This is a genomic window from Pseudoalteromonas sp. S408 (assembly GCF_005886645.1).
Taxonomy (GTDB): Bacteria; Pseudomonadota; Gammaproteobacteria; order Enterobacterales; family Alteromonadaceae; genus Pseudoalteromonas.
In genome coordinates this window covers 1-14,230 of the sequence record NZ_PNDY01000032.1, presented here as the reverse complement: position 1 = coordinate 14,230, position 14,230 = coordinate 1, and the positions used below count along the sequence as shown (strand labels likewise).

At 40.6% G+C, this 14,230-nt stretch carries 16 protein-coding genes; 11 read left to right on the top strand and 5 right to left on the bottom strand.

The window, feature by feature from the left end:
* Positions 1 to 389: 389 nt before the first annotated feature.
* The gene (gene fabR / locus CWB62_RS17165; RefSeq protein WP_058403645.1) at positions 390 to 1,013 is read right to left on the bottom strand and encodes an HTH-type transcriptional repressor FabR; all 624 of its coding nucleotides are present in this window, start codon (positions 1,011 to 1,013) and stop codon (positions 390 to 392) included.
* Positions 1,014 to 1,139: 126 nt separating this feature from the next.
* Between fabR and CWB62_RS17160 the strand changes: the two genes are divergently transcribed.
* Together CWB62_RS17160 and sthA are read left to right on the top strand one after the other, a co-directional pair.
* On the top strand, positions 1,140 to 2,273 hold the full coding sequence (locus CWB62_RS17160) for an acyl-CoA desaturase (protein WP_138527412.1): 1,134 nt from the start codon (positions 1,140 to 1,142) through the stop codon (positions 2,271 to 2,273).
* 13 nt (positions 2,274 to 2,286) lie between these two features.
* Positions 2,287 to 3,717, top strand: a complete 1,431-nt coding sequence (gene sthA, locus CWB62_RS17155) for a Si-specific NAD(P)(+) transhydrogenase (protein WP_138527405.1) — start codon at positions 2,287 to 2,289, stop codon at positions 3,715 to 3,717.
* A 74-nt stretch (positions 3,718 to 3,791) separates the two neighbouring features.
* Here sthA and hemE read toward each other — a convergent pair whose 3' ends face one another.
* Entirely contained in the window at positions 3,792 to 4,856 is a 1,065-nt protein-coding gene (gene hemE / locus CWB62_RS17150; protein WP_008126752.1) for a uroporphyrinogen decarboxylase, read from the bottom strand.
* Between the two features lie 523 nt (positions 4,857 to 5,379).
* On the opposite strand from hemE, the gene rsd reads away from it, so the two are divergent.
* Positions 5,380 to 5,850, top strand: a complete 471-nt coding sequence (rsd, locus tag CWB62_RS17145) for a sigma D regulator (RefSeq protein ID WP_138527406.1) — start codon at positions 5,380 to 5,382, stop codon at positions 5,848 to 5,850.
* Between the two features lie 71 nt (positions 5,851 to 5,921).
* Here the strand turns inward: rsd and fkpA are convergent, their stop codons facing one another.
* Positions 5,922 to 6,668 carry an FKBP-type peptidyl-prolyl cis-trans isomerase gene (gene fkpA, locus CWB62_RS17140; RefSeq protein WP_008126756.1) on the bottom strand — a complete coding sequence of 249 codons (747 nt, stop codon included), beginning with the start codon at positions 6,666 to 6,668 and terminating at the stop codon, positions 5,922 to 5,924.
* A 215-nt stretch (positions 6,669 to 6,883) separates the two neighbouring features.
* On the opposite strand from fkpA, the gene CWB62_RS17135 reads away from it, so the two are divergent.
* Together CWB62_RS17135 and CWB62_RS17130 are read left to right on the top strand one after the other, a co-directional pair.
* Positions 6,884 to 7,882 (top strand): WD40 repeat domain-containing protein, encoded by a 999-nt coding sequence (locus CWB62_RS17135; RefSeq protein WP_138527407.1) that lies wholly within the window; start codon positions 6,884 to 6,886, stop codon positions 7,880 to 7,882.
* Positions 7,869 to 8,084: a SlyX family protein gene (locus tag CWB62_RS17130; RefSeq protein WP_138527408.1), complete on the top strand. Its 216-nt coding sequence runs from the start codon at positions 7,869 to 7,871 to the stop codon at positions 8,082 to 8,084. The genes CWB62_RS17135 and CWB62_RS17130 overlap by 14 nt, the downstream gene beginning before the upstream one ends.
* A gap of 30 nt (positions 8,085 to 8,114) precedes the next feature.
* On the opposite strand, the gene CWB62_RS17125 is transcribed toward CWB62_RS17130, so the two are convergent.
* Positions 8,115 to 8,318: a YheV family putative zinc ribbon protein gene (locus CWB62_RS17125; RefSeq protein WP_010557786.1), complete on the bottom strand. Its 204-nt coding sequence runs from the start codon at positions 8,316 to 8,318 to the stop codon at positions 8,115 to 8,117.
* Positions 8,319 to 8,450: 132 nt separating this feature from the next.
* Here CWB62_RS17125 and CWB62_RS17120 point away from each other — a divergent pair, with 132 nt between their 5' ends.
* The 6 genes from CWB62_RS17120 (at position 8,451) to CWB62_RS17100 (ending at position 13,785) form a co-directional block, all read left to right on the top strand.
* Positions 8,451 to 10,373, top strand: coding sequence for an ATP-binding cassette domain-containing protein (locus CWB62_RS17120; RefSeq protein ID WP_138527409.1), 1,923 nt, complete (start codon positions 8,451 to 8,453; stop codon positions 10,371 to 10,373).
* Positions 10,357 to 10,770 (top strand): TIGR02444 family protein, encoded by a 414-nt coding sequence (locus CWB62_RS17115; protein WP_138527410.1) that lies wholly within the window; start codon positions 10,357 to 10,359, stop codon positions 10,768 to 10,770. The genes CWB62_RS17120 and CWB62_RS17115 overlap by 17 nt, the downstream gene beginning before the upstream one ends.
* 252 nt (positions 10,771 to 11,022) lie before the next feature.
* The gene (locus CWB62_RS18665; protein WP_171036659.1) at positions 11,023 to 11,169 is read left to right on the top strand and encodes a hypothetical protein; all 147 of its coding nucleotides are present in this window, start codon (positions 11,023 to 11,025) and stop codon (positions 11,167 to 11,169) included.
* Between the two features lie 105 nt (positions 11,170 to 11,274).
* Positions 11,275 to 12,261, top strand: coding sequence for a hydrolase (locus tag CWB62_RS17110; RefSeq protein WP_058403653.1), 987 nt, complete (start codon positions 11,275 to 11,277; stop codon positions 12,259 to 12,261).
* Positions 12,262 to 12,263: 2 nt separating this feature from the next.
* A complete protein-coding gene (locus CWB62_RS17105) occupies positions 12,264 to 12,518 on the top strand; it encodes a YheU family protein (RefSeq protein ID WP_058551349.1) in 255 nt (84 codons plus the stop codon).
* A gap of 64 nt (positions 12,519 to 12,582) precedes the next feature.
* On the top strand, positions 12,583 to 13,785 hold the full coding sequence (locus tag CWB62_RS17100; protein WP_138527411.1) for a dipeptidase: 1,203 nt from the start codon (positions 12,583 to 12,585) through the stop codon (positions 13,783 to 13,785).
* A 348-nt stretch (positions 13,786 to 14,133) separates the two neighbouring features.
* Here CWB62_RS17100 and CWB62_RS17095 read toward each other — a convergent pair.
* A partial coding sequence (locus CWB62_RS17095) for an EF-Tu C-terminal domain-related protein (RefSeq protein WP_463530598.1) occupies positions 14,134 to 14,230 on the bottom strand: 97 nt, incomplete at its 5' end.

Genomic DNA, 14,230 nt, shown 5'->3' with positions numbered 1-14,230 from the left:
CCTGTGTTACCCAAATTTCAATTTATCCCAGCCGCGAGATAAAAAAAACCCCGCAATTGCGGGGTTTTTAATGTTTAACTCGATGCAAACACACTAATCCCCGCTCACTTGCCATAGCAGTAAGAGGTTAAGTTTTAGTGTAATTAAACGAATATTTTGCATCTTGTTTCTTGTGTGTGTGTTCAGTGAGGCCTATTTTTAACATTACCTAGAGATGGAAGCAAGCATAAAAATTCCACAAAACAACTTAAACTCACATTATTTTAGGTTTTATTATTTAAATAATAATTAATTTCAGGATTTAAATATCAAAAAAAACCAAAACCACGCTTAAATATATAACCTAAACAAGCTGCTCTGCTTATATTAACTCTTTACTATTTTTTAGGCTAAGTTACTTTATTTGTTTCTCTTACATAATGGGTTGCACCACGCGTTATGTAACGCAGCTGCCAAATAACACGCTCAACTAGTTCGTCTAGTTGTTGGCCTTCTATATCTAGCGCCTCTGCGCCGGCATTAAATACCAGTGTTACCATGGCTTCTGATTGGATGTAGGCATGCATGGCGTCGCACTTGGTTTCGCTTTCTAAGTAGTGGGCAAGCTCTAAAATAAAGTGTTTGATTTCGCGTGCGACTGCGGCTCTAAATGCCTTAGATGTACCAGAGCGCTCTCGCAGTAATAACCTAAATTGGTTACTTGAGCTGTCTATAAATTCCATAAACGTAACAACCGAGGTGTTAATGACACTGCCGCCGTCGTTTGCTATGCGTCTGCGGGCTTGGCGCATAAGTTGGCGCAGCGTTAAACCGGCTTCGTCTACCATGGTTAAACCTAGCTCGTTCATATCTTTAAAATGGCGATAAAACGAGGTGGGTGCAATGCCGGCTTCGCGGGCTACTTCGCGTAAACTTAAATTCGAAAAGCTGTGATCTGCACTTAGCTGATTAAATGCCGCCTGAATTAAGGCTTGTCGTGTTTTTTGTTTCTGTTGCGCTCTAACACCCGACATCAACAACTCCCTGAATAATTTTATATTAATATTTAGTGATAATAGCTCAATTCCCCAGTCTAATACTTGACGGCGAGAGTTTGAAATACTATTTTAGCTTACAGTTGTACGCTGAGATTGAGAATGATGAATAAACCACCGATTATCTGGACAAACGTCCTATTTTTTAGCCTTACCTTTTTAGCGGCTATCACACTTGTTCCTTGGTATGGCATTAGCTACGGATTTACCAGCGCACATTGGATTGCTTTTGTAGCCTGCATGTTTTTTGCAGGCCTATCTATCACAGCCGGTTACCACCGTTTATGGGCACATAAAACGTATAATGCTCATCCTGCTGTTGAATTTATTTTTGCCCTAGGCGGTGCGTTTGCTTTGCAAAACAGTGCGCTACACTGGAGTAGCGATCACCGTATACACCATGGCCAAGTTGACGACCCAATAAAAGACCCTTACGCCGCAACTAATGGCTTTTGGTACAGCCACATTGGCTGGATGTTACGTGACTACCAAGGCGATAGCTACGGCGATTACAGTAATTGTCGTGATTTACAGCGTAATAAAATCGTTATGTGGCAACACAAACACTACCTAAAACTGGTTATTGCGATGAATGTTGGCCTACCATTGGTACTTGGTTTATTGGTGGGCGATGTGTGGGGTATGCTGATTTTAGCGGGTTTACTGCGTTTAGTATTAAGCCAACACTTTACCTTTTTTATTAACTCGGTGGCCCATATTTGGGGTTCGCGCCCATACACTGAAAAAAATACTGCGCGCGATAATGGCTTTTTAGCGTTATTCACTTATGGCGAGGGTTACCATAACTTTCATCATATTTTTGCAAGTGATTATCGTAATGGGATTAAGTGGTTTCATTATGACCCCACCAAATGGATGATCCGCTCTTTAGCTGCCATTGGTTTAGCCAGTAAATTAAAGCGCACACCGGTTGAACGTATAGAAAAAGCTAAAGCCGATACGCTTATGAGTAAAACGCAAACACGTGTTGCAAAATTGCCTTTAGCGCAAGATAGGCTTACATTATTACAACAAGAGTACGATTTATTGCTGAAAAAACTGCAGACATATTGTTCACTTCAAAAACAAGTTTTAGAAGTTAAAAAAAATAATATGGCAAAGCAGTGTGAACGTTCAGCTTTAATGGCACAATATCACGAGCTGGAAGCCGCCTGGGAAAATCAAAAGCAGGCATGGCTAGCACTTAATGCGAGGTTATTAAAAGCCTCTTTTAATTAATTTAGGAGTGGCTGTGGCCAAACAACCAGAACAGAAAAAAGCACCCGTAAGTTTCCAATATGACGCAATAATTATTGGTACGGGCCCTGGCGGTGAAGGCACCGCCATGAATCTTTCGAAAAATAACAAAAAAGTAGCGGTTATAGAGCGCCAAGAAACAGTCGGCGGCGGTTGTGTACATTGGGGAACAATCCCTTCTAAGGCATTACGTCACTCGGTTAGCCGCTACATTGAATACAAAGCCAACCCGTTGTTTAATATTGGTGAGCGCCCTAGTCGTTTAACGTTTCCTGATATTTTACGTCATGCAAGTTCGGTTATTTCTAAGCAGTCTAATTTACGTAGTAGTTTTTACGATCGTAATCGCATTCATATGTTTCAAGGTGATGCGAGCTTTGTTGATAAACACACGGTTGAAGTAAAACGCCTTGATGGTTCAACTGAGCGTATTACAGCAAAAACCATTGTTATTGCCACGGGCTCTCGCCCTTACCGCCCACCTGAAGTTGATTTTAGCCATTCTCGTATTTATGAGAGCGATACTATTTTAGGCCTTGAGCATGACCCTCAGCGCGTACTTATATACGGCGCAGGGGTTATTGGCTGTGAGTATGCTTCTATTTTTAAAGGTTTAGGCGCTAAAGTTGATTTAGTGAATACTCGTGACCGTTTACTTGCCTTTATGGATGCTGAAATATCTGATGCACTTAGCTACCACTTTTGGAATAGCGGCATTGTTATTCGTCATAACGAAGAGTTTGATCGTGTAGAAACGCGCGACGATTGCGTTGTTATGCATTTAAAATCGGGCAAGCGTGTGAAAGCTGACTGTATTTTATTTGCGAATGGCCGCACAGGTAACACTGACACACTTAACCTTGAAGCCATTGGCTTAAAAGCCGACGGCCGTGGGCAAATAAAAGTAAACGAAACTTACCAAACTGAGATTGAAAACGTTTATGCTGTGGGCGATGTAATTGGCTATCCAAGCCTTGCTAGTGCTGCGTTTGACCAAGGCCGTATTGCCGCTGATGCCATTGCCTGTGGTAACTGTGATGATAAGTTAATTATTGATATTCCGGCGGGTATTTATACCATTCCAGAAATGAGCTCTGTGGGTAAAACAGAGCAAGAACTAACCGCTGCTAAAGTACCTTACGAAGTAGGCCGTGCTCAGTTTAAACACCTTGCACGCGCGCAGATTGCAGGTACTGAAGTAGGCAGCTTAAAAATATTATTCCACACAGAAACCAAAGAAGTACTTGGGGTACATTGCTTTGGCGAACGTGCCTCTGAAATTGTTCACATTGGCCAAGCCATTATGGAACAAAAAAATGGTGGCAATAATATCGATTACTTCGTAAATACCACATTTAACTACCCAACCATGGCAGAAGCCTATCGGGTTGCGGCATTAAATGGCTTAAATCGCTTGTTTAAATAAGCGGCTTTAAAGCGTATAAACAAAAAGCCCGCTGTTATGCGGGCTTTTTAGTATTAATGAATAAAACGCATTAATTATTTATGATACTGACCGCTTAGCTCGTGCACGGCGTTAATAAATACACCGGCATTTTCTGGGTCAACATCTGGCGTAATCCCGTGACCTAAGTTAAACACATGGCCATTGCCTGTACCAAAGTCTTCTAAAATAGTGCCTACTTCTTGGCGTATACGATCTGGCGTACCATGTAGCATTGACGGGTCCATATTACCTTGTAGCGCTACTTTATCGCCTACACGACGTTTAGCGTCACCAATATTAATGGTCCAATCTAGGCCTACTGCATCACAGCCTGTTGCTGCTATTGCCTCAATCCATTGGCCGCCATTTTTAGTAAATAACGTTACTGGCACTTTGCGACCATCGTATTCGCGAATTAAGCCATCTACAATTTTATGCATGTATTGCAGTGAAAACTCGTTGTAGTCGCGCGGGCTTAATACACCGCCCCACGAATCAAATACCATTAACGACTGTGCACCGGCTTTTACTTGTGCATTTAAGTAGTCGATCACTGAATCAGCAAGCTTGTCTAATAGTAAATGCAGTGTTTGCGGCTCTGCAAACGCCATTTTTTTAATTTTACCAAATACTTTGCTGCTGCCGCCTTCAACCATGTATGTAGCAAGTGTCCATGGTGAACCCGAAAAACCAATCAGCGGTACTTCGCCTTTAAGTTCACGGCGAATAGTGCTTACGGCGTTCATTACATAGCCAAGCTCATCGGTTGGGTCGAGCTTAGGTATTTTTTTAACATCGGCAAGGGATGAAATAGGACGTTCAAATTTAGGGCCTTCACCTGTTTCGAAGTACAAACCCAAACCCATTGCATCAGGAATCGTTAAAATATCGCTGAACAAAATGGCTGCGTCTAATGGGTAACGACGCAGTGGCTGAAGTGTTACCTCACAGGCAAGCTCAGCATTACGGCACAGGCTCATAAAATCGCCCGCTTGTGCACGTGTAGCACGGTACTCTGGTAAATAACGTCCAGCTTGACGCATCATCCATACAGGTGTTACATCAACGGGTTGTTTTGCAAGTGCACGTAAATAACGGTCGTTTTTTAATTCGCTCATGGCGTAAATGATCCTAATGCTTATAGAAATTGTGCAAGATTGTATCACCATATTCATCGCCTCTCTATTTCTTAAAGGCGAAAACACCTTTACATAGAAGTAGATCAACAATATTGATGGTTTTAATCCATTTTGATTATAAAACAAGCAAAAAACACTAACATTTAAAACTTTTTGTTAATATGTTTGCAACATAACAAAAACCTTGGTATTGTCTTTCCCGCGTTAACAAAAACAATAATAAATTATTAAAACAATAAAAATAAAAAGTTTTAAATAATAACAATAAAAATCATTTAATAAAAATAAGAAAGCTTGTTATAACAAGCCATTTGAAGAAATTAGACCACCTTAACCGGTGGTTTTTTCTTGCCTGCAATAAAATTTTGCCCCTCCAATCAAATAAAGCTTATTCGCAATTAGAACATCTGCATTACTTGTTGATATACACGCAAATTAAATATATCTTGATGTACATAAAAACAAATGTAACTAACAACCAACCCAGCTTAGGAGAACAGTTATGCTGACGCGTGTAGAAAAAGCTCAACAGAAATGGGGTGGTAGTCATACAGTAATCGATAACTGGCTCAATGAACGCCAAGAACTTATTGTACTGTATTGTAAGATTGCAGGGTTTGCGCCTTATGATAAAAACGATCATGCGCTACCAGAGCCTGAACAAATTCAATCTTTTTGCCAACTGCTTATGGACTACCTGTCTGCAGGCCACTTTGAAGTGTACGATGATATTGCTAAAGCCTGTGAAAAAAAGGGGTTAGAGAGCCAAAAGCTGGCAAACTCGATTTATCCGCGTATTTCTAGCACCACCGATGTCGCACTTGATTTTAATGACAAGTACGCCGAAGTAAATAAAGATGATTTGTTAGAAGGGTTTGACAACGACCTTTCAGTTATTGGTGAGTCATTAGAGCTTCGTTTTGAGCTTGAAGATGAACTAATCGATAACTTGTTTTCTAATCATTCTGATTAAATCACGTTTAAATTAAGTTACACGAATTAAAAAAGGGACCTTAAGGTCCCTTTTTACGCTTTAAGCTTAGCTTATTCTGCTGGTGCTTCTGCATTTTGAATTTCTAGTAATTCAACTTCAAAAACAAGTGTTGAATTAGCTGGAATTTTACCAAGATCACGGTCGCCGTAAGCAAGCTCTGAAGGAATAGTAAACTTGTACTTAGAACCTACAGGCATAAGTTGTAAACCTTCAGTCCAACCTGCAATTACGCGATTAAGTGGGAATGTAGTTGGTTCATTACGTGCGTATGAGCTATCAAACTCAGTGCCATCTAATAATGTCCCTTTGTAATGTACTTTAACAACGTCTGTTGCTGCTGGCTTTTCGCCTTCGCCTTCGCTTAATACTTCGTATTGTAAGCCAGACTCAGTTACCGTTACGCCTTCTTTTTTAGCGTTATCAGCTAAGTATTGAACACCTGCCGCTTTGCTTTTTTCAGACTCAACTTTCGCTTTTTCTTCTTGCTTAGTGCGTACTGAGGTATCTAAAGCCGTTAACACTTCACGAATTTTTTCTTCGTCAATTTTTGCATTACCAGCAAGTGCATCTTCGAAACCACGAATTAGTAGTGCTTGGTCAAGCTCAATGCCAATTTCAGATTTGTCTGCTAGGTCTTTATTTAAAAAGTTACCTACAGAAGCACCAATACCATATGCTTGTTGTTGCTCTACAGTGTCTAGTGTTACTTCAGCTTGCTCTTTTTTTGCTTCTTGATTACAAGCTGTAAGCGCTAAAACCGACGCTGCAATCAATGACAATCTAATCGTCTTTTTCATTTTAAATCTCCGACATACTTTGCAGTTGTCATTTATTGTAATATTACTAGTTAAAGATTAACGCCCTACATGGTAGGCTGTTTGTTTAATAACTAAAGTCTGTATTGTTAGCTAAACTAAAAATATATATTCAGTGATTAGACAAACAACCTAGGCATTTAACGCACCTAGTCTAACCTCTCAGTCACTAAGAGTTAAGAGGAAATACCTGTAAGATGTCGATATTTCGTACTTTTTTAATCGTTTTTAGCTGTTTTTTAGCCATTGCTTGTACCGATAAAAAAAATCAATCGGTAGAAAGCTTTGAACACACCGCACAAGGTGCATTTTCGTCAGCACTCTCTCACGATGGAAAGTACAGTTTAATCTCTTCTATCAACCATGGGGTCGCGCTGTGGGATAATCAACAGCACGTTTTAAAATACCAATGGTTTCAGCAGCAATCGCAAGACAACTTAGTTTACAGCGTGGCTATTGCGTTTGATAACAGCGTTGCGGTTACCGCAGAAAAAACAACGTTCGCAGTGTGGGATATCAGCACCGGCGAAAACAAAGGCTATTACAAAATACAAAAAGCCACGATTCGAGATATTGCCATTAGCAACCAAGGTCGCAGCGTGTTGTATGGTCGCAGCGATGGCGTGGTTGTATTTTTAAACCTTGAAACTGGCAGACGTGTCGAGTTTTTAGGCCATCAAGATAAAGTTAACACCGTTGATTTAGCGCCTAACGGACGCTTTGCATTAAGCGGCTCTAACGATTACGTTGCCTATTTTTGGGATACCAATACTGGGCAAGTTATTCACCGCTTTAGCCACCCAACACGTGTTACTCAAGTAACCCTTGATCCACAAGGTCGTTTTGCATTTACTGCCGATAGTATGAAGCAAGCACATGTATGGAAGCTGACTACAGGTGATCTTGTGAGTAAACTGGCGTATATTGCGCGTCAGAAAATTTTTACCGCCGTGCGCTTTAACGAGCAAGGCACATTGCTGGCAACGGGTTCGCCTAATAAGCGAGTTGATTTATGGCAAATATCAAGCGGTGAAAAAATTCAAACGTGGCAAGTTACGCCGCGAGAAGGCAGTAAACCAAAATCGGCCGTTGTGCTTGATGTGGCATTTATAGATAACGATAAGTCGTTGTTAACCGAAAGCTCCAGCGGTATCGCAGAGCGATTTATTATACGAGACACTAATGAACACAATTGAACACCGCTTAATGGAACTTGAAGCCAAAGTGGCTTTTCAAGATGAAACGATTGAAATCTTAAACGATGAGATCAAAGTACACCAGCAAATGCTAGCTAAAATGAAGCGCCAAACAGAACTGCTGGCAGAAAAAATTAAAGAAGCGCAAACCACGCCTTCTATGATGTCAAATATGCCAGAGCCACCGCCTCCACATTATTAAAAGGTGTGTAGCTAGACAATAAAAACCGGGTTAGTCGCCCGGTTTAAACACACCAATGACTTGCTCAAATTGGCGAGTTGACGCCTGAACAGCGTTTTCTGGTTGTGACATTTTATGCCCACACTCCACACACTCTACTTTTTCAACATCATGTTCTCTGTATAGCATCATAGTATCCATGGCTTTACAGTCAGGGCACGATGCGCCAGCAATAAATCGCTTCTTTTGTCTCACAACATTTTTCCTGTGGTTTGAACTACAACTATTTTATCGTATAACATCACTTGTTGATACGCTTGATAAGCGCATTAAGTTCTATGGTATGATAGCGCCAACTTAACAAGGGTACAGTAAAGTAACGCATTCATGATCCAAATATCAGAAATAGAACTCCTTCGTGGCGGCACAGCCTTATTAAAAAATGCATCAGCTACGTTATTTCCAGAGCACAAAGTAGGCCTTGTGGGTGCCAATGGCTGCGGGAAATCAACCTTATTTGGTTTACTAAAATCTGAATTGCAACTTGATGCCGGTAATTGCAGTATTCCTAAAGATTGGTCTATTGCTTCGGTTAAACAAGAAACCCCAGCCCTCGAAATAAGCGCCATTGATTATGTATTGCAAGGACACCCTGAATACTACGCGCTGCGTATTGCACTACGTGAAGCAGAACAAAATAACGATGGCGATACCCAAGCCAAAGTGCATATTCAACTAGAAAACATGAAAGGCTACAGCATCGAATCGCAAGCTGGCGAACTTTTGCATGGATTAGGATTTGCTAATAACCAAATAGAAAACCCCGTGAGTGCGTTTTCAGGTGGTTGGCGCATGCGTTTAAACCTTGCCCAAGCACTTATTCGTAATGCTGATTTGTTGCTACTCGATGAGCCAACAAACCACCTTGATTTAGATGCCGTATATTGGCTTGAGCGCTTTTTACGTGCCTACACAGGCACATTGGTACTTATATCGCACGACCGTGAGTTTTTAGATGCAGTAGTTGATCAAATTTGGCACATAGATAAACAACTTATCAATGTGTACAAAGGTAACTACTCGCAGTTTGAACGCCAAAAAGCAGAGCGTTTATTACAACAGCAAGCCATGTTCGACAAGCAGCAAGAGCAAATTGCACACCTTGAGCAATTTATTACTCGTTTTAAAGCAAAAGCCAGTAAAGCTAAACAAGCACAAAGCCGGGTAAAAGCGCTAGAACGTATGGAAAAGCTTGCCCCTGCACATGCCGACTCACCGTTCAACTTTGAATTTGCAGAGCCTACAGCTCTACCAAACCCGCTAATGAGTTTAGATAAAGCTAAAGCGGGTTATGGTGAAGTGACTATTTTAAATAATATAGAGCTTAACTTAGTGCCTGGTAGCCGTATTGCTTTACTGGGACGAAATGGCGCAGGTAAATCAACGCTCATTAAACTACTCTCTGGTGATTTAGAACCGCAAGCAGGTAAGGTTGTGCAGCACCATGGTTTAAATATTGGTTACTTTGCGCAGCATCAACTTGAATCGCTTGATTTAAACGCCAGCGCAATTACGCATTTACAACGTTTAAATCCAAAAGCTACTGAACAATCACTACGTGACTTTTTAGGTGGCTTTGCCTTTATTGGCGATAAAGCCCTAGAGCCCGTAGCGCCATTTTCGGGTGGTGAAAAAGCCCGTTTAGTCCTTGCTATGCTGGTATATCAAAAGCCTAACCTGCTACTACTTGATGAACCTACCAACCACCTTGATTTAGAAATGCGCCACGCGCTAGTTATGGCATTGCAAGGCTTTGAAGGCGCCATGGTTACCGTATCGCATGACCGCCACATGCTTAAAAACACCGCTGATGAATTTTATTTAGTCGATGATGGCAAAGTAACTCAATTTGGCTACGATTTAGATGCGTATTATCAGTGGTTACTAAATGCGAATAAAGAAGCTGTTAAAGCCCAGCAAAATGATGAGCCCAAAGCACACTCAGGGGTTAACCGAAAAGAGCAAAAACGCTTAGAAGCCGAATTTAGAAAAGCCATTCAACCGCTTAAAAAGCAAATTGAAAAGCTTGAAAAACAACTCGACAAACACTCTGCAGAGCTTAGCGAAGTAGAAGTGGCCCTTGGCGATAACGAACTCTATAACGATGACAACAAAGCCCAATTAAAAGAATTAATAGCTAAACAAGCCACGCTTACGCCCAAACTTAACGACATTGAAGAAGAGTTACTTATGGCGCTTGAAGAAATGGAAGAAAAAGAACAGGCCTTTGCCGATGAACTTGCTCAATAGCGATGGCTTTTGGCAATTTGCATGCACTTTGTATGCAAAGCCTGGGCAACAACACACCTTGCTGGCACTACAAAACCAGCAAGGTAAAAACGTTAATCTGTGTTTATTATTACTGTATTTAGACTCACTTAAACTAAGTATCAATGCCGAGCAGCTCAGTACTTTAATAGAGTCAATTGACGAATTTGATACACAAGCACTTAAGCCTCTGCGCTCTGTCCGTCGCTATTTAAAAGCAAATCAGGAGACGATTGCTGACTACACAAAAATACGTGAAGAGTTATTAAGCGCAGAGTTAAAGCTTGAAAAACAGCAACAGCACATGCTAATTGATACAGTTAATGGATTTGAGTTAGTAGCATGTACAGCACCAGATAATAGTGCGCTGTATTTGTAAACAATCCCTAATTAGCTATCAGTTTTGAACTGTCAGCGACCAGCAACCTGGTTAACTTCATTTACTTCTCATGCTTTTCTCTTTGTGCAAAAAGATCTTTAAGCCTGCAAACTCGCTCACTTCTCTTGGCAACTTTGATCCAAATCAACTTCTTAACAGCTCTTTTTATAATCAGGAAAATAGCTTGATCTGGATCATATAAGCTAACGCAAACTCAACCTATGATTAACCCATAGACATCAGGAGGCAATTATGGACGTATTCTTTAGAGATTTTTTTAGCGACCCAGTGTTATTTTTATCATTTGGTTTTTTAGGCGTCGTTATTAGTTTATGCCTATTTTTTGTGTATTTTTTCATGAAAAAAGTACACGACGCTGATCTGACAGAGCAACATTAAAAAATTAAGCACGACGCACAAAGCGTCTAATTAGTTACTAATTAGGCGCTTTTTATTCTTTTTGATACACTAACGCTTCATTTTTGCAAAGTGTGTAGTACAAACATGATCCATACGTTTAAACCAGCATGGTGGATGACCAATCGTCACGTCCAAACCATAATGCCGCGTTTTTTCCGCCCTTTTCATAATACTCGCTACGAATTAGAGCAACTTGATACACCTGACGGTGACTTTATCGAGCTGGCATGGTCACTTCCGCATAACGAAACTGCCCCACTTGCCATTGTATTACACGGCCTTGAAGGTAATATAAATAGTTTTTATGCCAAAGGCATGATGAAAGCGCTAAAAAAGCAAGGGTATGCCGTTGTACTCATGCACTTTAGAAACTGCTCGACCGAGGTAAACCGGCTTCCTCGCGCCTACCATAGTGGTGATACGGACGATTTAGCTTTTTTTATTAATCACCTAAAGTTACTGTTTCCAAACAGACCTTTATTTGCTGTTGGTTTTTCGCTAGGTGGTAATGTATTAGCAAAATATTTAGGTGAGCAAGCCCAGCGATGCCCACTAAATGCGGCAGCCGTTATATCAGCACCGTATGATTTATCATCATCAAGTGATGTAATACGCAAAAGCTTGGGTAAAATTTATCAAAAGTATTTGCTCGATCGCATGAAAAAATCGATGCAGCGCAAATTACCTCAAATTAAGCAGCAAATACCTATTACCACTGATGAATTAATGGAAATTGATGATTTATTAGAATTTGATAACCATATAACAGCTCCTTTGCATGGCTTTGAGAATGCACACGATTATTATCGCCAAGCCAGTTCTATGCCCTACTTAAAACATATTGCTGTACCCACCTTAATCATTCATGCAAAAGACGACCCAATGCTGTCGATTAAAGCGGTGCCAAGCAAGCAAGATGTGAGTGAAGATGTTACCCTGCGTGTTTCTGAAAAAGGTGGGCACGTTGGATTCATTAGCGGAAACAATCCGTTTAAACCCATTTTTTGGTTAGAAAAAGCCGTACCCAGTTATTTTGGCCAACACATAATAGACAAAGCGAGCAACCAGTAGTAATGATTATTCCTTTTGAACAACTTGATAAAGACACCCTATACAACCTAATTGAAAGCTATGTACTGCGTGAAGGCACCGATTATGGCGAACAAGAATTCAGTATTGAAAGTAAAGTGGCGCAGGTAAATCAACAATTAAAAAGCGGCGAAGCTATGGTGTTTTTTTCAGAGCTGCACGAATCGGTCACTATTATTTCAAAGGGCGAATTTAAAGCATTGCAAAGTGAAGAGCATCAACAAGCATCGTATGATTAAAGTGTAATACTTGTAACTTTTTAGCTGAGCGTACACAATGGCTTTTTACCCAAAGAGCCAAAACATGATAAAACTCAGCACTCTAGTGGTAGCCGTATCACTAGCTTTAACAAATCAAGCCTTTGCAGAGCAACCAATTAGCGCGTCAGACAAAGCGGTTAAACTTGCCAAAGACACTATTTTAATCGACACCCACATTGATGTTCCTTACCGCATTCACGATACGTGGGCTGATGTAACCAAAGCAACTGAGGATGGCGATTTTGATTACCCTCGCGCAGTTGAGGGTGGATTAAACGCGCCATTTATGTCGATTTATATTCCTGCTCATTTAGAGTTTGAAGGCAAAGGCAAAAGCTATCAGTTAGCTAACCAGTTAATTGATGGAATGGAAGCCATTGCACAACGTGCGCCTGCTAAATTTGCAATGGCAAGCTCTACAAACGACATAGAGCAACAGTTTAAAGAGGGTAAATTGTCTATTGCTATGGGAATGGAAAATGGCTCCCCTATTGAAGGTGACTTAAAAAACCTTCAGCACTTTTTTGACCGTGGCGTACGTTACATCACCCTCGCACACTCACAAAGTAATCATATTTCTGACTCGTCTTACGATATTCGCCGTAAATGGAAAGGCTTAAGCCCCTTTGGTAAAGAGCTGGTCACTGCAATGAATAATATGGGTATGTTAATAGATGTATCGCATATTTCTGACGATGCGTTTTATCAGGTAATGGAATTGTCTAAAACACCGGTGATTGCATCACATTCATCGCTTCGTAAATACACTCCAGGTTTTGAGCGTAATATGAATGACGATATGCTATTAGCGCTAAAAGAAAATGGAGGCGTAATTCAAATTAATTTTGGTTCGAGTTTTGTTACAGCAAAAGCAGGCGCATGGGGCAAGCAACTAAAAAGCACAAAAGAGTCTGCTAAAAAACAAGGCACTAAATTAAGCAATGATTTTGATGCGGCTTATCGCGCTAAAAATCCGTATCCTTTTGCCAGCCTTGAACAAGTACTTGATCATATTGATCACGTTGTAGAATTAATTGGCATTGACTACGTTGGCATTGGCTCTGATTACGACGGCGTTGGCGATTCGTTACCTATTGGCTTGAAGGATGTGTCTAGTTATCCAAACTTAGTACAAGGCCTTATGGATAGAGGCTACAGCGACGCCGATATTAAAAAAATCTTAAGTGGCAATACACTAAGAGTATGGAAGCAAGCTGAAGCATACGCCAAAAAAACTAAGCTGTGAAAGTTGTCAGTTGTCAGTTGTCAGTTGTCAGTTGTCAGTTGTCAGTTGTCAAAAAAATTAATTAAAAGCACGGCTTAAAGTCGTGCTTTTTTATGTCTTAAGTATAATTTAACACCAAGCTACTAATAGCTGAAAACTAAACACTTTTCTTCAGACATTAAAAAAGGCCACCTAAGTGACCTTTTTCTAACAATTAACTTAAAAGTTAACTATTACTCATTGAACGTTACTACAAAGCACCTACGCCTAAGGTAAGAGCGCCACCTTCACATGACATAAATTACAGGCATTAAAAAACCCGAGACTAAGCTCGGGTTTTTTTGTATTAATTAACTTAAATGTTAATTATTACTCTACGATAGTTGCTACAACACCAGCACCTACAGTACGGCCACCTTCACGGATAGCAAAACGAAGACCTTCATCCATCGCGATTGGTGCGATT